The sequence below is a fragment of the Nonomuraea cavernae genome, from assembly GCF_014646355.1.
Taxonomy (GTDB): domain Bacteria; phylum Actinomycetota; class Actinomycetes; order Streptosporangiales; family Streptosporangiaceae; genus Nonomuraea; species Nonomuraea cavernae.
The window spans coordinates 78,537-97,214 of sequence record NZ_BMNH01000021.1; the positions used below are offsets into that span (position 1 = coordinate 78,537).

General features: G+C 70.6%; 18 protein-coding genes. 10 read left to right on the forward strand and 8 right to left on the reverse strand.

The genetic code is table 11. The features are described 5' to 3' along the window. Nucleotides 1-60: 60 nt before the first annotated feature. The gene (locus IEY82_RS27565) at nucleotides 61-897 is read left to right on the forward strand and encodes a LysR family transcriptional regulator (RefSeq protein WP_225263872.1); all 837 of its coding nucleotides are present in this window, start codon (nucleotides 61-63) and stop codon (nucleotides 895-897) included. Here IEY82_RS27565 and IEY82_RS27570 read toward each other — a convergent pair. Both IEY82_RS27570 and IEY82_RS27575 read right to left on the reverse strand, forming a co-directional pair. Then, on the reverse strand, nucleotides 890-1,570 hold the full coding sequence (locus tag IEY82_RS27570) for a DNA alkylation repair protein (protein ID WP_189127146.1): 681 nt from the start codon (nucleotides 1,568-1,570) through the stop codon (nucleotides 890-892). The genes IEY82_RS27565 and IEY82_RS27570 overlap by 8 nt on opposite strands. Continuing rightward, on the reverse strand, nucleotides 1,567-2,229 hold the full coding sequence (locus IEY82_RS27575; protein ID WP_189127147.1) for a TetR/AcrR family transcriptional regulator: 663 nt from the start codon (nucleotides 2,227-2,229) through the stop codon (nucleotides 1,567-1,569). The genes IEY82_RS27570 and IEY82_RS27575 overlap by 4 nt, the downstream gene beginning before the upstream one ends. Before the next feature lie 156 nt (nucleotides 2,230-2,385). Between IEY82_RS27575 and IEY82_RS27580 the strand changes: the two genes are divergently transcribed. Together IEY82_RS27580 and IEY82_RS27585 are read left to right on the forward strand one after the other, a co-directional pair. Then, entirely contained in the window at nucleotides 2,386-3,882 is a 1,497-nt protein-coding gene (locus tag IEY82_RS27580) for a glycoside hydrolase family 3 protein (RefSeq protein WP_189127148.1), read from the forward strand. A gap of 4 nt (nucleotides 3,883-3,886) precedes the next feature. Then, on the forward strand, nucleotides 3,887-4,558 hold the full coding sequence (locus tag IEY82_RS27585; protein ID WP_189127149.1) for a pentapeptide repeat-containing protein: 672 nt from the start codon (nucleotides 3,887-3,889) through the stop codon (nucleotides 4,556-4,558). Between the two features lie 173 nt (nucleotides 4,559-4,731). On the opposite strand, the gene IEY82_RS27590 is transcribed toward IEY82_RS27585, so the two are convergent. Then, on the reverse strand, nucleotides 4,732-5,394 hold the full coding sequence (locus IEY82_RS27590; RefSeq protein WP_225263857.1) for an NIPSNAP family protein: 663 nt from the start codon (nucleotides 5,392-5,394) through the stop codon (nucleotides 4,732-4,734). Between the two features lie 254 nt (nucleotides 5,395-5,648). Here IEY82_RS27590 and IEY82_RS27595 point away from each other — a divergent pair, with 254 nt between their 5' ends. Further along, nucleotides 5,649-6,464, forward strand: coding sequence for an ATP-grasp domain-containing protein (locus tag IEY82_RS27595; RefSeq protein ID WP_189127150.1), 816 nt, complete (start codon nucleotides 5,649-5,651; stop codon nucleotides 6,462-6,464). A 16-nt stretch (nucleotides 6,465-6,480) separates the two neighbouring features. Here IEY82_RS27595 and IEY82_RS27600 read toward each other — a convergent pair whose 3' ends face one another. The 3 genes from IEY82_RS27600 to IEY82_RS27610 are packed head-to-tail and all read right to left on the reverse strand — an operon-like array spanning nucleotide 6,481 to nucleotide 9,792. Continuing rightward, a complete protein-coding gene (locus IEY82_RS27600; RefSeq protein WP_189127151.1) occupies nucleotides 6,481-7,227 on the reverse strand; it encodes an SDR family oxidoreductase in 747 nt (248 codons plus the stop codon). 33 nt (nucleotides 7,228-7,260) lie between these two features. Further along, nucleotides 7,261-8,463 carry an ATP-grasp domain-containing protein gene (locus IEY82_RS27605; protein ID WP_225263855.1) on the reverse strand — a complete coding sequence of 401 codons (1,203 nt, stop codon included), beginning with the start codon at nucleotides 8,461-8,463 and terminating at the stop codon, nucleotides 7,261-7,263. 33 nt (nucleotides 8,464-8,496) lie between these two features. Next, nucleotides 8,497-9,792 (reverse strand): DUF2252 domain-containing protein, encoded by a 1,296-nt coding sequence (locus IEY82_RS27610; RefSeq protein WP_189127152.1) that lies wholly within the window; start codon nucleotides 9,790-9,792, stop codon nucleotides 8,497-8,499. Nucleotides 9,793-10,410: 618 nt separating this feature from the next. On the opposite strand from IEY82_RS27610, the gene IEY82_RS27615 reads away from it, so the two are divergent. The 3 genes from IEY82_RS27615 (at nucleotide 10,411) to IEY82_RS27625 (ending at nucleotide 12,743) form a co-directional block, all read left to right on the forward strand. Further along, nucleotides 10,411-11,148 (forward strand): GntR family transcriptional regulator, encoded by a 738-nt coding sequence (locus tag IEY82_RS27615; protein ID WP_225263853.1) that lies wholly within the window; start codon nucleotides 10,411-10,413, stop codon nucleotides 11,146-11,148. A 200-nt stretch (nucleotides 11,149-11,348) separates the two neighbouring features. Further along, entirely contained in the window at nucleotides 11,349-11,954 is a 606-nt protein-coding gene (locus IEY82_RS27620; RefSeq protein WP_189127154.1) for a GNAT family N-acetyltransferase, read from the forward strand. A 108-nt stretch (nucleotides 11,955-12,062) separates the two neighbouring features. Then, complete coding sequence (locus IEY82_RS27625; RefSeq protein WP_189127155.1) at nucleotides 12,063-12,743, forward strand: copper homeostasis protein CutC; 681 nt, start codon at nucleotides 12,063-12,065, stop codon at nucleotides 12,741-12,743. 37 nt (nucleotides 12,744-12,780) lie between these two features. Here IEY82_RS27625 and IEY82_RS27630 read toward each other — a convergent pair whose 3' ends face one another. Further along, nucleotides 12,781-13,950 (reverse strand): DUF6986 family protein, encoded by a 1,170-nt coding sequence (locus IEY82_RS27630; RefSeq protein WP_189127156.1) that lies wholly within the window; start codon nucleotides 13,948-13,950, stop codon nucleotides 12,781-12,783. A gap of 26 nt (nucleotides 13,951-13,976) precedes the next feature. Continuing rightward, nucleotides 13,977-15,284, reverse strand: coding sequence for an FAD-dependent oxidoreductase (locus IEY82_RS27635; protein WP_225263851.1), 1,308 nt, complete (start codon nucleotides 15,282-15,284; stop codon nucleotides 13,977-13,979). A 279-nt stretch (nucleotides 15,285-15,563) separates the two neighbouring features. On the opposite strand from IEY82_RS27635, the gene IEY82_RS27640 reads away from it, so the two are divergent. From IEY82_RS27640 to IEY82_RS27650, 3 genes are all read left to right on the forward strand, one after another. Beyond that, nucleotides 15,564-16,025 (forward strand): hypothetical protein, encoded by a 462-nt coding sequence (locus IEY82_RS27640; protein WP_225263843.1) that lies wholly within the window; start codon nucleotides 15,564-15,566, stop codon nucleotides 16,023-16,025. 157 nt (nucleotides 16,026-16,182) lie between these two features. Then, nucleotides 16,183-16,854, forward strand: a complete 672-nt coding sequence (locus IEY82_RS27645; RefSeq protein WP_189127158.1) for a hypothetical protein — start codon at nucleotides 16,183-16,185, stop codon at nucleotides 16,852-16,854. A gap of 70 nt (nucleotides 16,855-16,924) precedes the next feature. Beyond that, complete coding sequence (locus IEY82_RS27650; RefSeq protein WP_189127159.1) at nucleotides 16,925-18,670, forward strand: proline--tRNA ligase; 1,746 nt, start codon at nucleotides 16,925-16,927, stop codon at nucleotides 18,668-18,670. Nucleotides 18,671-18,678 lie beyond the last annotated feature (8 nt).

The window sequence follows — 18,678 nt, forward strand, 5'->3', positions numbered from 1 at the left end:
TGGATCGGAGGCATCCTGCACGGCCTCGTCGAGCTCGGGCATCATCTATTCGTGACGCTTATGCTCAGGGAGATCCAGTGCTTCGCCGGCGTGGCCGCCCGGCTCAGCTTCTCGCGGGCCGCCGCCGACCTGGGCATGTCGCAACCGGCCGTCAGCCAGGCCGTCTCCCGGCTCGAACGGGCCACCGGCGTCCGGCTTTTCGAGCGGACCGCCCGTCAGGTGCGGCTCACCGCCGAGGGCAGGACCCTGCTGTCGTACGCCGATCGGCTGCTGGAGGCGGCGGCCGAGTTCTCCTCGGAAGCGGCCCGGCTGACCCGGCCGCTCATTCATCTCGCTTATCCACCGCTCATCGGCCCGCTCGCCGCGCGGATCGCCAGGCGGCTGGCCGGTCGCGCCCCGGCCATCGGCGTGGAGCTGCGCCCGGCCGGACGAGGGGACGCCTCGGCCGCCCTGACGCGCGGAGAGGTGTCGGCGGCCATCCTGGCCACCCCGGCGCCCGCGCCGTTCGGCACGGCGGCCAGGTTCCACATCACGATCGACCACCTGGCCGTCCCGGCCGGGCATCCGCTGTGGGCCAGGGCCCGCGTCGCACCCGACGACCTGACCGGACAGGTGCTGCTGACGCCGGGCAGGTCGTGGACCGGGCTGCCCGGCCGCCCGCGCGTGGTCGCCGACGACGATTTCGGCGCCGCGCTCGACCTTGTGGCAGCGGGCGCCGGGCTGCTGCCGAGCCCGCAGCTGCTGGTCAGGGCCGTGCGCCGCGACGACATCCGGTTCGTCCCGTTCGACGCGGGCGACCTGCGCATCACCTACGCGCTGGCCTGGTCGAGGGAGCGTGTCACCCCTGAGCTGATGGCGCTCGTACAGGCCGTGCAGGAGGCGTTGTGGACTAGGTGACGGGGACGTTCTTCAGCGCCTCACGCCGGCTCAGCCCCGACAGGCCCTTGGCCCGCACGTAGCGGACCACCTCACCCGGGTCGGTCTTGGCGTACTCGCGCAGCGCCCAGCCGATCGCCTTGCGGGCGAAGAAGTCGTTGTCGGACAGGCTCGGCTCGATGCACGCGTAGAGCAGCGCGGTGTCGGTGCGGGCCTTGAAGCGGTTCTGGCTCAGGATCGCGGTGCGCCGCTTCCACAGGTCGCGGTCGTGCGCCCACTCCAGCAGCAGCGGCCGCATGGAGTCGGGGAACGCGGTCAGCAGCCCGCCGATCCGATGGGTGGCCAGCTCGTCGACGAGGTCCCACCAGGCGCCCGTGACGATCATCTCCTCGTACATCGGCACCGTGTAGAGGGTCTGGAACTCGCGGTAGTGGCGGTGGCCGCTCAGCTCCACGGCCGCGTAGCGCTCCTCGCGGTATTCGGCCTCACGCCACAGCTCCAGCACCGCCCGGCGCCACTCGGGCGCGGTGGCGAGGCGGTGGCCGGCGAAGACCCGCCTGAGCGCGGCCCGCCGGGGCCCGGCCTGCACACCGAGAAAGGGCATCGGGGACTTCATGTACGCCTGCATCGCGGCGGCCTTGCCGGGCTCCGCCGCCTCCCGCAGTGCCAGCCGCACCTTCTCGCCGAGGCTCATGCCCGCTGGCTGGTCCGCTCGCCGGTGGCGAGGCCGTCGAAGAGCACGGTGATGTAGTGCTCGGCCAGCCCGGTCGTGTTGAGCCGCCCGCCTGGGCGGAACCAGCGCACCGCGACCCAGATCGTGTCGCGGATCAGCCGGTAGGTCAGCTTGGCGTCGACGTCGGCCCGGAACTGCCCGGCCGCCTGGCCCGCCTTGATCTGCGCGACCCACATCTGCTCGACCTCGTCCTCGGCCTTGACCAGGTAGTTGAACCGCTCGAACTGCCGCAGGTAGTTCCAGTCGTTCTGCATCACGGTGATCGCGGCGCGGTGGGGCTCAAGGGTGCCGAAGCCGATGCGTACCATCTCCGACAGCACGGTGCGCGGGTCGGAGCCCGACTCGAGCGCGGTGCGGTAGCGGGCGATGAGATCATCGAGGAAGGTCGACAGCACCTCGTCCACGATCGACTCCTTGGAGTCGAAGTGGTGGTAGAGGCTTCCGGACAGAATGCCGGCCTCGTCGGCGATGTTGCGCACGGTCGTGGCCTGGAAGCCCTTACGGGCGAAGAGCTCCGCGGCCAGCTTGACGAGGTGGTCACGCCGCTCGGAGGCCGGCCCCGTGGAGCTCGCGCGCCGGCGCTTCGTGGTGGCGGAGCCGGAGTTCTTTCGCGTGGTCACGTTCCCATTATGAGCCCTCGGACAATCGCTTGTTCACCGAAGTGTTCCAGCTCACCCGGTGTTCCGGGCTCTACCAAGCGCTTGCTGAACGGGTACGCGCGAGCCGGAGGGGCCGGGCCCTAGCAAATAGGAAACTTTACTATTAGATTGCGAGGCATGCCCACGAGCGGTGACCTCCTTCGCCTGGCCGACGCCGTGCTCCTCCCCGGCTTCGAGGGGACGACGCCTCCCGACTGGCTCCGCCGACGGCTCGGCGACGGGCTGGCTGGCGTCGTCCTGTTCTCCCGCAACATCACCGGCCCCGCCCAGGTGGCGGACCTGACGGCCGAGCTCCGGGCGGAGAACCCCGGCGCCCTGATCGGCACCGACGAGGAGACGGGCGAGGTGACCAGGCTGGAGGTGGCCACCGGCAGCAGCCGCCCCGGCGGCCACGCCCTCGGCGTCGTGGACGACGTGGCGCTGACCGAGGCGCTCGCCAGGGACCTGGGCGACGAGCTCGCCGCGGCCGGGATCACCATCGACTTCGCCCCTTCCGCCGACGTGAACTCCAATCCGGACAACCCCGTCATCGGCCTGCGCGCCTTCGGCGCCGACCCGGCGCTCGTCGCCCGGCACACCAGGGCCTTCGTCCGCGGCCTCCAGTCGGCCGGCGTGGCCGCCTGCGCCAAGCACTTCCCCGGCCACGGCGACACCTCGGTCGACTCCCACCACGGCGTCCCGGTCGTCTCCACCGGCGGGATCGAGGACGCGCTGCACCCGTTCCGGGAGGCGATCAGGGAAGGCGTCAGAGCGATCATGACCGGCCACCTGCTGGTGCCCGCGTACGACGCCGGACTGCCCGCCACGCTCAGCCCCAAGGTGCTCACCGGCCTGCTCCGTGAGGAACTCGGCTTCGACGGTGTGATCGTCACCGACGGGATCGAGATGGCGGCGGTCTCGGGCCGTCACGGCATCGGCGGCGCGTCCGCCCGCGCCATCGCCGCCGGGGCCGACGCCGTCTGCGTCGGCGGAGAGCGCGCCGGCGAGACGACCGCGGCCGAGGTGCGCGACGCGATCGCCGCCGCCGTCACCCAGGGGCTGCTGCCCGAGGAGCGTCTGGCCGACGCCGCTCGCAGGGTCCGCGAGCTGGCCGCCTGGACCACCTCCTCGGGCGGCTCGGGCGGCCCGGGCGGCGTCGCCGCCCGGGACGGCCGTCTCGGGCTCGCCGCCGCCCGCCGGGCGATCAGGGTCACCCGCAGGTCGACGGCCGCCGTGCTGCCGTTCGCCGGCCCGGCGCAGGTGATCGAGCTGGCCCCCGAGATGAACCTGGCCATCGACAGGCGCACCCCGTGGGGTGTGGGGGAGCCGCTCCGGCGGCTGCTGCCCGGCACCCGCGTCGCCAGGCTCACCGCGGGCCAGGCGACGGGCGCCGAGATCGAGCGGCTGATCGGCGAGGCCGCCGGCCGCCCGCTGGCGATCGCGGTCCGCGACGCGCACCGCCACCGGTGGCAGACCGAGGCGCTGCGCCACCTGCTCAGCGCCCGCCCGGACGCCGTGGTGGTCGAGATGGGCCTGCCCGAGCGCTCCGACCTGGGCGCCGTGCACATCGCCACCTACGGCTCCGCCCCCGTCTGCGGCCTGGCCGCGGCGGAGGTGATCACCGGTAGCCTCTGACACCGTGAACTTCGACGGCGAAGACCTCTCCCACACCTCTCTGACCGATCGGCTGGAGCCGGACGAGACCCACACCTTCCGCTCCTGCGACCTCACCGAGACCGACCTGTGGGGCGCCTCGCTGGCCGGCGCGCGCTTCGAGTCGTGCGTGCTGGAGCGGACCGACTTCCGCAAGGCGGACCTCGACGGCGCCTCCTTTTCGGGCGGCGGCGGGACGGGGATCAGGTTCGTCGACGCCGACCTCGTCGACGTGACGTTCACCGACGTCGACCTGTCCGCCGCGCACTTCGGCGGGGCGCTGCTGACCGACGCCTCCTTCACCGGCTGCCGGCTGATCGGCGCGTCGCTCACCGGCTCCCGGGGCACCGGCTTCAGGGTCAGCGGCTCCAACCTGACCCTGGCCAACCTCGGCGGCTGCTCGCTGCGGGGCGAGCTCATCGAGGGCGTCCGCTTCGACGACGCCGACCTGGCGGGGTGCGACTTCACCGGGGCCACGTTCAGCGACTCCCGGCTGCGTGGCGCCAGGCTGCTGAAGACCGTCTTCGCCAAGGCCGACCTGCGCGGCGCCGACCTCGGCGACTGTGACGACGACCGCGTCCGGGCCCTCGCGGGCGCCACGATCAACCACGCCCAGGCCGCCGCCATCCTCGCCGCCCGCGGCATCAACGTGATCTGAGCCCTGACCGGGGCATCAACGTGATCTGAGCCTGACCGGGGCATCAACGGGGCCCGAGCCCTGACCGGGACCGTCAACGTGTTCTGAGCCCTGACCGGGGCTGTCAACGTGTTCTGAGCCCTGACCGGGGCCGTCAGTGTGGTCCGAGCGCTGGCCGGGGCGCCGCTCCGGGGTCAGCGCAGAGCGGAACGGGCCGTGGGGGCGAGGCGCAGGCGCTGGGGGGCGGCGGTCAGCCGGCCCTCCAGCATGGGCAGCGGCACGTCACGCTCGTCCTCGGGGCGGTCGAAACGGGCGAACCACACAAAGACATTCTCGCCGGTGCGCACCGGCAGGGCGGGGAAGGTGTTGGCCGCGTGCTCGCTCTCCAGGCAGGCGACCGGGGGCACCCCGGCCTCGGCCAGCACGGGCCGGACATGGCCAGCGAAGAAGGCGGAGAAGCCCTCGCCGACGTGGTAGATCGTGGCCACGTAGTGTGCGGGCGGCAGGGCGGTGGCGCCGATGGGCGGCCGGTCGGCGGCCGGGAACGGGTCGGCGGACCCGGCCGGGGGACGCAGGAGCAGGACGTTGTCAGAGTCGATCATGGTGTCGTTCGCCGCGTCGCGGTTCGCCTTCCAGACCGGGCCGCCGTAGAAGGTGGCGAGGGCCAACCGCCGAGCCTCCATATCCGGAAATTTCCGTATCCAGGAGAACATGTCCGGTGCATCCAGGTCGCGGAACTGGGCCACCACCCCCATGCCCGCTTCTTCCTGAGACTCGACGAACTCCCTCTCGAACAGCTCGATCAGGGTCTCGCGTCGTCCGGGCCGCAACGTGTACTGGCGTAGCTCGTAGATCACGCGCCCGACCCTAGGAGTGTTCCGCTGACATCCTCTGTCAGCGTCCACCCGACCGAACAATGTTTTGGTAACGTATCGTGATCGAACGTCAACGCCTGGCTATAGGATCGCCATGGCCTTGATGCATGGATCAACTCATGGTCAAGGTTGTCGTGGATGCGAGCGAAGGGGCTGACGTGGTCGGCAGGTCGCGGATCCGGTGCAGGGGCCAGGCCCGGCACGGCTCGATTCGCGCCGCGGCTACCATCACCCGGATGGCTATCTGTGCATATGTGACATTCGACGACCGTGACGCCCATGATGACGAGCGTGAGCCGGCCCTGGCCGCCTGGCGGGAGGCGGGCCTCGACGGCCGTGCCGAGCGCTGGGACGACCCCACGGTCGACTGGAGCGCGTACGACGCCGTGGTGGTGCGTTCGGTCTGGGACTATCTCGATCGCCGGTCCGACTTCCTGGCCTGGGCGCGCCGGGTGGAGAGCCGGGTCCCGCTGCTCAACCCGGCCTCGGTCCTCGAGTCCAACACCGACAAGACCTACCTGCGCGACCTGGGCGTGCCGATCGTGCCCACCCACTGGTCGGCCGAGCGCCTGCCGGCCTGGCGCGAATACGTGGTCAAGCCCGCGATCTCGGCGGGCGCCCGCGACACGATCAGGACCACCGACCGGGCCAGGGCCGAGGCCCACGCCGCCCTGCTCCAGGCCGGCGGCCGCACCCCCATGGTTCAGCCCTACCTCGACATGGTCGAGTCCGAGGGCGAGACCTCGCTCCTCTACTTCAACCGCCGGTTCAGTCACGCGGTCCGGCGCACTCCGATGCTGTCACCGGGGAGATCAGGCGCGGACCACGTCAGGGCGGAGCCGCGCACCCCAGCACCGGACCAGGTCGAGCTCGCCGAGAAGGTGCTTGCCGCCATCCCCCAAGCCCTTCTGTACGCGCGGATCGACCTGGTCCGGCTTCCCGACGGCAGCCCCGTGGTGATCGAGGTGGAGCTGACCGAGCCCTACCTGTTCCTGCGCTACGAGCCCAGCGCCCCGGCCAACCTCGCGAGGGCGCTGCGCGAGCTGATCTGAGCGTCGGCCACGTCCGTCAGCAGGAGATGCCGCCGTCCACCGGGATGATCGTGCCGGTGAGGTAGGCCCCGGCCCGCGAGGAGAGGAAGATCGCCGCCCCGGCCATGTCGTCGGGGCGGCCGATGCGGCCGAGTGGCACGCTCGACGAGACGAGGTCGCGGGTCGCCGGGTCGTCCAGCGCGAAGGCCATCATCTTCGACGGGAACGGCCCGGGCGCGATCGCGTTGACCGTGATGTGCTCCGGCGCGAGCTGCCTGGCCAGATGCCGGGTCAGCATGTGCACGCCCGACTTGGCGGCCGAGTAGGCGTAGTTCTCCATCGACGGCACCCTGATGCCGTCGATGGAGCCCACGTTGACCACCCGCGCCGGGTCGTCGGCGCTCGCGGCGGCCCGCAGCTGCGGCAGGAACTTCTGGGTGAGGTAGAAGACGCCCTTGACGTTGATGTTCCAGAGCTTGTCGAAGGCGTGCTCGGGATATTCCTCCAGCGGCGCGCCCCAGGTGGCGCCCGCGTTGTTGACCAGCACGTGCAGGGGGCCGTCCACCGCCGCGACGAGCGCTGCCACGCCCTCGGGCGTGGACAGGTCGGCGGGCACGCCGACGCAGCCGAGCTCGGCGGCGGTCTTCTCGACCTCGGGCGTCTTGCGCGCGGAGATGTAGACGGTCGCGCCGGCCTCGACGAACCCGGCCGCGATCATGCGTCCGATGCCCCGGGATCCACCGGTGACGACGACGGTCTTGCCTTCCACCGAGAACAGAGTCATGTTCTGGAGCATGCCATACCGACTGGTCGGTCGCTAGCCGGAATCCTTCACCCACAGACCCAGCAGCCCGCGGAAGTGCGCCACGAACCTATCCCGCTCGGCGGCGGGATAGGTGGCCGTCACGGTGTCGACCAGGAGCCGGTCGAAGTCGGGCCCGGCCACCCAGTCAAGCACGATCTCGTCGAGGTGCCGCAGCCGGCTCTCGCAGAAGTCGTGGTAGCGGTCGGTCTCGAAGTAGGCGTCGGCCAGCCGCCGGTAGGCCGCGAGCCGCTCCTCGTACGAGCCGGTCACCGCGAAGTACTCGCGGGTGTCCAGATCGAGCCGGGGCCTGCGCCCGGTGCCCACGCAGAACACGCTCCACCGCACCAACGCCTTGATCGCCCACGGGAAGTAGTAGTGCAGACTGGTCAGCGCCACGTCCGGGCAGGCGTTGGCGTAGTCGATCGGGTGCACGTCGGCGCCCTTGACCAGCGTCTCGCACGAGTTGAACTCCCACCGGAAGAACGCGTTCACCAGCCGGCCGATGGTGACCACCTCCTCACCCAGGGCGGGTGACAGGAACTCGTGGTCCACCGCGTACCTGGCGTGCATCGGCTCGTCCGGCCGGAACCTCATCACCATCGTCTCCGCCCCGATCGACAGGGACCGGGCGAACACGTCGTACCCCTCGACGGCCTTCTGCAGATGCATGAGCATCTCGCCGCTCTGGTCGTAGGCCCGGTGCAGCTCGGCCCGGTCCCGCACCAGCGACACGCCCCGCCACGCCCCGCCGTCGTACGGCTTCATGAAGAGGGGGTAGCCGATCCGGTCGGCGACCTCGTCGAGATCGAACGGGCGGTTGTAGCGGGCCGCCGTGTAGGCGTACCGCGTGTTGTCGGGCGGATTCTTGTACGGCACCAGCACCGTGTCGGGGACCTTGAGCCCGAGCCGCATCATCGCGCAGTAGGCGGCTTGCTTCTCCATCGACTGGAAGGTGAACGGGCTGTTCAGCAGGTAGACGTCGTCCATCATGGCGATCTTCTTGAGCCACTCGCGCGGGTGGTAGTACCAGTAGGCCAGCCGGTCGATCACCAGATCGTGACGCGGGGAGTCACGCAGGTCGAACGGCTCGATCGTGATGCGCTCCACGTCGAACTCGCCCACGCCCTTGACCGGCCCGAGCCGTCGCAACACGGTCTCGAACGCCGCCGGCCAGTCCTGCTCCGTGCCCAGGAGTAACCCGACCAGATGCCTCACGATGGCTCCTCCCACGCCCGAACGCGCCGGCCGTCACACTCCGGGGAGGCGGCCGTTGCGGAACAGGTCGACGAACGTCCGATGGTCTTCCCGGGCCTGTGCCCCGTACCGATGGGCGAAATCCACCAGCATCGCGATAAAGCCGGGCTTGTCGTCTCGCACCACCGCCACGATCGACTCCTCGGTCGAGAAGTCCACCAGGTCGTGGCTCGACTCGTCGTCGGCCACCGCGTGCATGCGCGCCACCGCCCGACCGAGATCCCGCATGATCGACTGGAGCTCGTCGGGCTCGTTGACGTCGTCCCAGTCGAGGTCGGCGGAGTAGGGCGAGACCTCGGCCACGAGCTGGCCGACGCCGTTGAGCATCGTGTAGCCGAGCCACGGGTCGGCGTAGGCCTGCAACGCCCGCTGGGACTCGGCGGTGCGATGCCCCTGATGCCGGAAATATCCAGACACCTTCTCGTCCATGATGTGCCGCGCCACCGCCGGCACCTGCGCCTGCTTCATGTAGAGGATCACGTCGTTCTCCAGCGCCTGCGAGCGTCCCTCCAGCAGCAGGTTGTACGAGGGCAGCCCGGCCGACCCGATGCCCACCCCCTTGCGCAGCGCCACGTCCTTGATGACGTGCTCGACCGGGTTGGCCTGCCCCGGCAGCGTCGTCAGGTAGTCGTCGAACGCCGTCAGCACGGCCGAGCGGGTCGCCCGGTCGACGGGCTCACGCCCCTCCATGATCGCGAAGCGCCGGTCGTAGGCGTCGATCACGGTCTCCACGTCCAGCATCGCCACCCGGGTGCTCAGCCGGGCGGTCTGCAGCACCCGGTGCAGCACGCCGCTGGTGGTGTCGATGGTGAGCGACCCGATCGCGTCGTCCCCGCCGTGCGCGATCCCGGTCAGCTCGGCCAGGTACGCGGTGCCGAACCCGGCCACGAGCGCACCGATCACGTCGTCCGACAGCGCCTTGGCGTACCCCAGCAGCGCCACGCTCGCCGCGAACCGCTTGAGGTCCCAGGTGTAGGGCCCGACGTACGCCTCGTCGAAGTCGTTGACGTTGAACACCAGGACACCGGAGGCGTTCATGTAGGTGCCGAAGTTCTCCGCGTGCAGATCGCCGTGGATCCACACCCTGCTGGTCGCCGGGTCGAGGTAGGACCGGTCCGTGAACGCGTCGGTCAGGTCGGCGTAGAACAGGCAGGCGCTGCCCCGGTAGAACGCGAACGGCGAGGCCGCCATCTTCCGAAATTTCCGCCGGAAAGCCGCGGGATCGCGCTTGATCGAATCGCCGAACTCCGTCATCAGCACGTCGAGCAGATACCTGGAGCGTGTGTGCATACCTGGACGGTAAGCCGCCCGACGGCCCCCGCCTACCCTTTCGGCGACCAGGTCAGGGGGTGTCGCGCCGGCACCGAGACCACCTCGCAGGCGGGAAGGGGGCGCTCAAGCCCGGCCGACCGGCCGCCGGGCCGGGCCTGAGGAAAGGATCGCGCGCCCTGGCGGGCGTGGGGGACCCGCCAGGGCGCGCTTCCTGCCCCATGCGCGGTGACTCCAGGACTCCGGCGAGGGATGGAGTCCTGGGTCGTTGGTTCGCGCACGGAGTCGGTGAGGGGGTGAGGAGACTCGAACGGACCGTCTTCGCACCACACGGTCGGCTCGGTCGGCACGGAGTGCACGGACGTGCCATGACCTTCGCGCTGGTGGGTGTGGCTGAACCCCTGGCGATGCGACGCGTAACGCAGTAAACGTGTTGCATCGTGTGGGTCATGCCAGGGCAGGTATGGCATACCCGCGCGGACCGGCAGCACGGCCTCCACCTCCTCACCGGCTTTTCGATGGATTTGTACCAACGAATGGATGATGCGGCTGTCGGAGCCGTTCGGTCAAGAGGTTGTGGCCTGCTAGAACCAGATCGTCTAAATTGTTGGAACAAAAGGGGTGAAAGTGGCAAGGTCGGTGCTGTATCAGCAGGTGGCTTCGGAACTCCGTAAAGCCATCTACTCCGGTGTCCTCGGTCCCGGAGCGCAGTTGCCGACCGAGGCGCAGCTCATGGACGACCACGGGGTGAGCCGCAACACCGTCCGGCTGGCGCTGGGCGAGCTCGTCAATGAGGGGCTCGTGACGCGCACTCCCCGGCGCGGCACAGTGGTCCGTGACCGCCGGCCGCTGCTCATCTATCCGCAACGCGAGCTGGAGCCCCAGCCGACGGGAGAGGTGCGCGAGGCCTTCGCCTTCGCCGTCTCGCAGGAGGGCCGGGAGCCGACTCAGCTCATCGAGGTGCTGACCGTCACCCCCGTCGAGGAGATCGCCAGCCGGCTGGAGCTGGCCGACGGTGAGCTCGCGGTGGTGCGCCGGCGCCTGCGCTTCGTGGACGGGCAGCCGTACAACACCAATGACTCCTACTTTCCCCGCGAGTTGGTCGCCAACTCGGAAATCGCCAGGCCAGGCGACATCGCGCGCGGCGCGAACCGGGTGCTCGAGGAGCTCGGGCACGAGCAAATGCGAGTAATTGACGACATTTCAGCGCGTATGCCCAACCAAGAGGAAGCAGAGAGGCTTCAATTGGAACTCGGTACCCCAGTTGTGGTGTATGTCCGAGTTGGCTACGACAGGGCTGATTTGCCGGTGCGTGTCGCGGTGTCGGTGCTCCCCGCGGACAAGCACTTGATCAGGTACGAGCTCGACCGCCGCTGATCGAGCTCGGTTGGGGGTGATCCCGCCGGCCGCCCGCCGCGAGTAATCCGGCCTCGCAGGGCTAGGGGAGTTGTGCGCGCTCCCCTGAAACCCGTTTTATCCGTTCATATTGCCTTCCGTCACCCAAGCCTATCCAGTGCGCTACACGACTGTCACTCTGTGTCATCAACTGATCGCACCATGCGACGAAGGGATGGATCATGCTCTCGAACACCCTCCTCCTGCACCCGCTCGCCCTGCGCCAGGCCGAGCCGGCCGACCTCAAGGGCGTGCTGAGACTGCTGGCCGACACCGCCGAGTGGCTTCACGCGCGGGGGGTGCGGCAGTGGCCGCGCGGCGGGTTCAGCGCGGCGCGGATCGAGCCCCTGATCGAGGAACGAGTGCTGTACCTGCTGGACGACGAGCTCCGCTACCTCGACCCCGACGAGGACGCGCCGCCCGTCGCGACGATCGCCGTCGACGAGCACGCCGACCCCGAGTTCTGGACCCAGGCGGATGACCCGGGCGCCGCTCTGTACGTGCACAAGCTGGCCGTGGCGCGGCAGTGGTCCGGCAGCGGGCTCGGTGACGCGCTGCTCGACTGGGCCGGGACGTGGGCCTACGCGACCGGGCGGCCCTGGCTGCGGCTCGACTGCGCCAAGGCGAACCCCGGGCTGCAGCACTACTACCGCAGCCGCGGCTTCCGGCACGTGCGCACGGTCGACCTCCCGCACCGCAGCTCCGGCGCGCTCTTCCAGCGGCGTGCGGAGGACGTGGGCGTCATGGCCTTCCGTGACCTCACGGTTCCTGAGCTGATCGCGGTCTGACCTCTCGGGCAGCCCTCGCGTCCGAGGTGAACCGGGCGCCAGGTAGAGACGGGATCTTCTGCCGTCATTCATGCAAAATGGTGCAGAGCACCCTATAGCCTCTGCTGCATGACCGGATCCCTCCTTGAGGTGATCGCGCTCGACGTGCGCGACGCCGTGGCCGCCGAACAGGGCGGCGCCGACCGCCTGGAGGTCGTCGCCGACATGGCCGCCGACGGGCTCACCCCCTCGCCGGAGACGGTCGCCGCGATCGCCGCGGAGTGCCCGCTTCCCCAGATGGTGATGCTCCGCTGCGACGCTTCCTTCACGGCCGGCGCCGACGTGATCGGCCGGCTGAGCCGCGACGCCAAGGCGCTCGCCCAGGCGGGCGCGGCCGGGTTCGTCTTCGGCTTCCTCGACGGCGCGGGCGCCGTCGACCTGGCGGCCACCGAGGCGCTCATCCACGCCGTGTCGCCCCTGCCGTGGACCTTCCACCGGGCCGTCGACCACGCGGCCGACATCCAGGCCTCCTGGCGCGCCGTGCGCCTGCTCCCGAACCTCGCGACCGTCCTCACCTCGGGCTCACCCACCGGGGTCGGCGAGGGCATGTCCGTGCTCAGAGGGCGCGCCGACGCGGGCGACGGCTCGATCATCCTGGCCGGCGGCGGGCTCCGGGCCGCGCACGTGCCGACCCTGCTGGACTTCGGCATCCGCGCCTTCCACGTCGGCTCCGCGGTGCGGGCCGGCTGGTCCGACCCGGTCGAGTGGCGCCTCGTCCGACGCTGGCGCGACCTGGTCGAGCGCGACTGAGCGTCGCGCGGCCGGACGCTCGCCCCGGGACCGGACGTCACCTGGCCGGAGGCTCGTCCAGGGCGGCGTCGGCACGCCGCAGGGCGGCGGCCATCGTCCCGACGGTGGCGGGCTCGTCCATGACCCCTCCTCCGGCGTCGCGCCGCTCCTCCCAGGCGCGCACCCGCTCGCGGTAGGAGTCGTAGCGCGCCAGATGGAACGCGTAGACCGTGGCGAACCGGCTCACCAGATGCGAGGGATGCATGTCCCACCCCTGCTGGAACCCGTGCGCCAGCGAGTGCCTGACGAGCTCGGCGTGCCGGCGCCACAGCGCCCGCACGTCGCCGGCCGAGCCGGAGGCGGGGGAGGCGGCCAGCGACCCGTCGGACAGCTCGACCCCGGTGTCCGCGAACGCCACGCGCATCACGTGTCGCGCGTGGTCGCAGGCCGGGTGGTCGAGCCGCTGCTCGTGCGGCGGCAGGCCGATCGCCGCCGTGTAGTCGAACACGCCGAAGTGCGCCGCGGCCAGCCTGCCGCCGAGCGACTCGGCCAGCTCCGCGCTCAGGAACCCCAGCGTCTGCGGCGCCTCCACCTGCATCTCGAACCGCAGTCGCACCCCCAGCGCGGCTTCCAGCCGCTCCAGGACGCCCGCGAACTGCCGGAGATAGCCCTCCATCAGCACCTTGGGGAACGTCACCGTGAACCCGGGAGGCAGCTCGCCCGCCCGCTCGACCACCGTGGTGACGAACCCGTCGAGGGTCCGCACCGACCGCGCCGGGTCGCCGTCGGCGAACGACTTGACCCGCGGGCCCCACCGGCGCGGCAACGTCCCCGCCGCCCAGAGCTCGGCCACCGCGACCGCCGCCCGCTCCGCGTCGCCGTCCTCCTGCCCCGGACGTACGCCGTAGCCGTCCTCGAAGTCGATCCGCAGGTCCTCGACCGGCTCGCGGCCGAGTTTGCGCAGCACCCGCTCGTGTACGGCGGCCGCCAGGTCGCCGGGCACCCCGAACACCTCGGCCAGCTCGGCGGGACCCGCCAGATGCTCGCAGACCAGGGCCAGCGCCTGCCCGCCCCAGTCGGCGACCGTGGTGGCGGAGAACCGGTCGGCGGGCACGTAGACGGTGTGCACCGGCTGGCGGTCGGGGCCGGCGCCCGGATAGCGGGCCCGCTGGACCCGGTAGCTCTCCTCGAACCCGGCGATGGGGACGTCTTCCAGGCTGACACGCATGTCCCGCACCCTAGCCGGGAAGCGGATCACTCCCCAGGTCGGTAGGCGCGCAGCATGGCCTCCAGGCCGGCCAGCTTGACCCGCTCGCCCCGGCCCAGCGACCTGGCCAGCTCGGCCTCGGCCGCCTCGATGGCCAGCCACTCCTCGTAGCTGACCGGCCGCAGCCCGCGCTCGGCCAGCAGCGTGTCGATGTCGGTGGTCCGCGCCGGCTCGCGACCGGCCAGGTCGGACAGGAGGGTGCGGACGGTCTCGGCCGCGTCGGACTTGTTGGTGCCGATCACGCCGGTGGGGCCCCGCTTGAGCCAGCCCGCGACGTACTCGCGCTCGCGCACCCGGCCCGCCTCGTGGGGCACCGTCATCGTCTCGGCCGAGAACGGCACGCCCGGCAGCGGGACGCTCTGGTAGCCGACCGAGCGCAGCACCATGCCGACCGGGAGCGTCTCGAACTCGCCGGCGCCCACCACGCGGCCCTCGGGCGACAGCCGGGTGCGTTCGAGCCGGAGGCCCTCCACCCGGTCGGTGCCGAGGATCTCGACGGGCCGCATCCAGAAGCGCACGTCGAGGCGGCGCGGCCGGCCGGTCGGCTCGCGGGCCGCCCAGGAGCGCAGGACGTCGATGTTGCCGCGGATCTGCCGGGGGAAGTCGCCGCCGAGGACCACGGCCTCGTCGGGCCGCACGCACACGTCGGCGTTGGCCAGCTCACCCAGCTCGCGCAGCTCCTTCAGGGTGAACTTGGCGTGCTCGGGGCCCCGGCGGCCGATCATGTGGATGGCCTTGACCTGGCTGTCCTCCAGGCGTTCGAGCACCTCGTGCGGCACGTCGGTGGCGCTCAGCTCGGCGGCCGTCTTGGCCAGGATCCGCACCACGTCCACGGCCACGTTGCCCACACCGATGACCGCGACCTCGGAGCTGTCGAGGACGAACCTGGAGGAGTCGACGTCGGGGTGGCCGCAGTACCAGTTGACGAAGTCGGTGGCCGCCACGCTGCCCGGAAGGTCCTCGCCCGGGATGCCGAGCTTGCGGTCGACCATCGCGCCGGTGGCGTAGACGACGGCGTCGTAGGCGCCGAGCAGGTCGTCCACCGTGACGTCGTCGCCGAGGGTGAGCCCGCCGAGAAATCTGACCTCGGGCAGCTCCAGGACGCGGCGCAGGTAGTTGGCGATCGACTTGATCGACGTGTGATCGGGCGCGACACCATATCTGACCAGCCCGTACGGGGTGGGCAGCCGCTCGATCACGTCGACCTCGACCGCTCCGGCGGACTGCTTGACCAGTGCCTCGGCCGTGTAGATCCCGGCAGGGCCGGATCCGATGACCGCCACGCGCAATGTCACGTCGCCTCCTTAGCCGGCGATTCTGCAACAGAGAGCCCGCGTTACACCAGATGTAACGGGCCGGCGTGTTCGATGTATCCCCGGACGCCCCGAGCGACGAATCCATACCCTGACTTGACCTTTCTTATGACATATCAGGACCTGCCGAATCGGCATGCCGAGGCCCGGCGCGGAGGATCCGCCCGTCGAGTCCGCCATGGGCGGGTGGAGGCCGGTCGTCGAGACTGGCGGGACCAAACTCTTGCGGGAAGGGCGCGCTCGCGATCAAAGTGGGTGTTCGTGAGGCGAAAGCACGCGCTACGGCGGCCGAAGGATGGTCCGCTCCCGGGCACCCGGGACGACGACCTCTCGCCCACGAGCTCCCGCAGGTACGAAGCGTTCGGGCGGGTGATGGCCGCGCTCGCCGCCGAGGCCGAGTTCATCGAGTCCTGCCGCGACCTGACCTGGTGGCGGGGCTCCGAGCGGAGCTGGCACCTCGAGTGGCGCGACGGCCCCTACGCCTCCGAGGTGGCGGCGCTGCTCGACGAGCGGATGGCCGGCCTCGTCACGGCCGACGCCCCCGGCGGAGCCTCCTCGGCCGTCCTGCGCGTGATGGGCGTCCGCTTCGTGCTGCGGGCCATCGACCCGATGGGCAGGGTGAGCGTACGAGCCCGGCCGGGGTTCTGGAGGCTGGCCGAGGCGCTCGACACCACCCGCGCCACCAACACCCGTCACCCGTGGGAGGAGCTCCTCGGCGGTTAGCCGCCCAGGCTCCAGGGCGAGGACGGGACTCCACTGTCGAACAAGCAATAGCTTGGTCAAAAAGGGTTAACCGAAATTTGCCTTTTCTGTAGGGTTGCATAGTCTTTGGGTGGTCGTCCCAAGACATTTCCGGGGCAGGGATGACCAGGGAATGGAGATGAACGACACCGCGATCGACTATGCCGACTTCGCCGAGTTCGACCGGCGGCAGCGCGGCATCGAGCGTCATGTGCTGGCGGCCTTCCTCGGAGGGCTGGTCGTCGGCCTGATCGGCATGCTCATGTCCGGCAGGGGGCCTGGATGGGTGGAACAGATCTACCATCCCTATGCCTATTTCGCGCTGACCCTGGTCGTGGGGGCGACCGCGTCCGGGTTCGGCTGGGCGCTGCTGACCACCTTCCTCGCCGCCGTGTCCATGCTGGTCGCGGCCATGGGCGGGAGCGTGTTCCGAGGTGATCTCGGCTTCGACGTGGTCGGTGACAGCCCCGCCGGGCTCAACTGGACGCTCGTCCTGCTGGTCGGTCTGGGGCTGCTCGCCTACCTGACGCGCAGGCGCGACCGCTGGGGCGACCTCGCCGCCGGCCTCGTGGGAGCGGTGCTGCTCACCGACGTGGTCGACCGGGCCACGCCGGGCTTCATCGGCGAGGTGCGGGAGTTCTGGCCGGTCCCGGCTCTGGTGATCGGCTCCTTGGCCGTCATCCTGGTGATCGTCGTGCGGAGGGGCGCCCGAGGACGCGTGCGCGCGCTCGCCGTCACCACCACGCTGGCCGGCCTGGCCGCCTTCTTGCTCGCCGGTCCGCTGTCAGGCTGGTTTCCGCCCCTCGTTTAACCGGAGCGGCCTGCCGCCCCGAGTCGATAGCCTGTAGTCCTTCACATCCAGGCTCGACCAAGGAGTAGCCGTGTTGCTGCGCATGTCGTCGCTGTTTCTTCGCACCCTGCGGGACGACCCGGCAGACGCGGAAGTGCCGAGCCACAAGCTCCTCGTCCGCGCCGGCTATGTCCGCCGGGTGGCCCCCGGCATCTACTCGTGGCTGCCCCTGGGCAAGATGGTGCTGGAGAACGTGGCCCGCGTCGTCCGCGAGGAGATGGACCGGATGGGCGGCCAGGAGGTGCTCTTCCCCGCCCTGCTGCCCCGCGAATACTACGAGGCCACCGGCCGCTGGACCGAATACGGCGACACGCTCTTCCGGTTGCGTGACCGCAAGGGCGCCGACTACCTCCTCGGGCCCACGCACGAGGAGCTCTTCACCGACATGGTCAAGAGCGAATACTCCTCGTACAAGGACTATCCGGTCACGCTCTACCAGATCCAGACCAAGTACCGCGACGAGGCGAGGCCCCGCGCAGGCATCCTGCGCGGCCGGGAGTTCCTCATGAAGGACTCCTACTCCTTCGACCTCGACGACGACGGGCTCAAGCGCTCCTATGAGCAGCACCGCGAGACCTACATCAAGACCTTCGAGCGGCTGGGCATCAACTACAAGATCGTGTTCGCCACGTCCGGCGCGATGGGCGGCTCGGCCTCCGAGGAGTTCCTCGCGCCGACCCCCACGGGCGAGGACACCTTCGTCGCCTGCCGCTCGTGCGGCTACGCGGCCAACGCCGAGGCCGTCACCACGACACCCCCCGCCGCCGTGTCCCTCGACGGCCTGGAGGAGCAGCGGGTCCTCGACACCCCTGACACGCCGACCATCGAGACGCTGGTCTCGTTCGTCAACGAGCACCACGGCCTGTCCATCACCGCCGCCGACACCCTGAAGAACGTCGTCGTCAAGATCTCCACGCCTGGCTCCGACAAGGTCGAGACCCTGGTCATCGGCGTCCCCGGCGACCGTGAGGTCGACTTCAAGCGTCTGGAGGCCGCACTGGCCCCCGGGGAGCCCGCGATCTTCGAGGCCGAGGACTTCGCCCGGCACCCCGGCCTGGTGCGCGGCTACATCGGCCCGCAGGTGCTGCGCGACCTGGGCATCCGCTACCTCGTCGACCCGCGCGTGGTCACGGGCAGCTCCTGGGTGACCGGCGCCAACCAGCCGGGCAAGCACGCCGCCCACGTGGTCGCGGGGCGCGACTTCGTCCCCGACGGCACGATCGAGGCCGCCGAGGTGCGCGCGGGCGACTCCTGCCCCCGCTGCGCGTCGCCGCTGTCCATCGACCGCGGCATCGAGATCGGCCACATCTTCCAGCTCGGCCGCAAGTACGCCGACGCGGCCGGCCTCGACGCCCTCGGCCCCGACGGCAAGCCGATCCGCGTCACGATGGGCTCCTACGGCATCGGCGTCTCCCGAGCCGTGGCCGTCATCGCCGAGCAGCTGCACGACTCGCTCGGCCTGGTGTGGCCCCGCGAGGTGGCCCCCGCCGACGTGCACATTGTCGGCACCGGCAAGGAGCACCAGGTGGAGGCGGCACTGGAGCTGGGCGCGGAGCTCGAGTCCCGGGGCCTGCGCGTGCTGGTGGACGACCGGCCCGGGGTGTCGCCCGGGGTCAAGTTCAAGGACGCCGAGCTGCTCGGGCTGCCGACCATCGTGGTCGTGGGCCGCGGCCTGTCCCAGGGCGTGGTCGAGCTGCGCGACCGGGTCACCGGCGACAAGTCGGAGATCCCGCTCGCCGAGGCCGCCGACCTCGTCCTCGCCGCCACCCGGTCCTGACGCCCACG

Bases quoted from the DNA above. Each gene is read 5' to 3' on its own strand.
- IEY82_RS27565 (WP_225263872.1), top strand. From the start codon at position 61: ATGCTCAGGGAGATCCAGTGCTTCGCCGGCGTGGCCGCCCGGCTCAGC.
- IEY82_RS27570 (WP_189127146.1), bottom strand. From the start codon at position 1,570: ATGAGCCTCGGCGAGAAGGTGCGGCTGGCACTGCGGGAGGCGGCGGAG.
- IEY82_RS27580 (WP_189127148.1), top strand. From the start codon at position 2,386: ATGCCCACGAGCGGTGACCTCCTTCGCCTGGCCGACGCCGTGCTCCTC.
- IEY82_RS27595 (WP_189127150.1), top strand. From the start codon at position 5,649: ATGGCTATCTGTGCATATGTGACATTCGACGACCGTGACGCCCATGAT.
- IEY82_RS27600 (WP_189127151.1), bottom strand. From the start codon at position 7,227: ATGACTCTGTTCTCGGTGGAAGGCAAGACCGTCGTCGTCACCGGTGGA.
- IEY82_RS27610 (WP_189127152.1), bottom strand. From the start codon at position 9,792: ATGCACACACGCTCCAGGTATCTGCTCGACGTGCTGATGACGGAGTTC.
- IEY82_RS27620 (WP_189127154.1), top strand. From the start codon at position 11,349: ATGCTCTCGAACACCCTCCTCCTGCACCCGCTCGCCCTGCGCCAGGCC.
- IEY82_RS27625 (WP_189127155.1), top strand. From the start codon at position 12,063: ATGACCGGATCCCTCCTTGAGGTGATCGCGCTCGACGTGCGCGACGCC.
- IEY82_RS27630 (WP_189127156.1), bottom strand. From the start codon at position 13,950: ATGCGTGTCAGCCTGGAAGACGTCCCCATCGCCGGGTTCGAGGAGAGC.
- IEY82_RS27645 (WP_189127158.1), top strand. From the start codon at position 16,183: ATGAACGACACCGCGATCGACTATGCCGACTTCGCCGAGTTCGACCGG.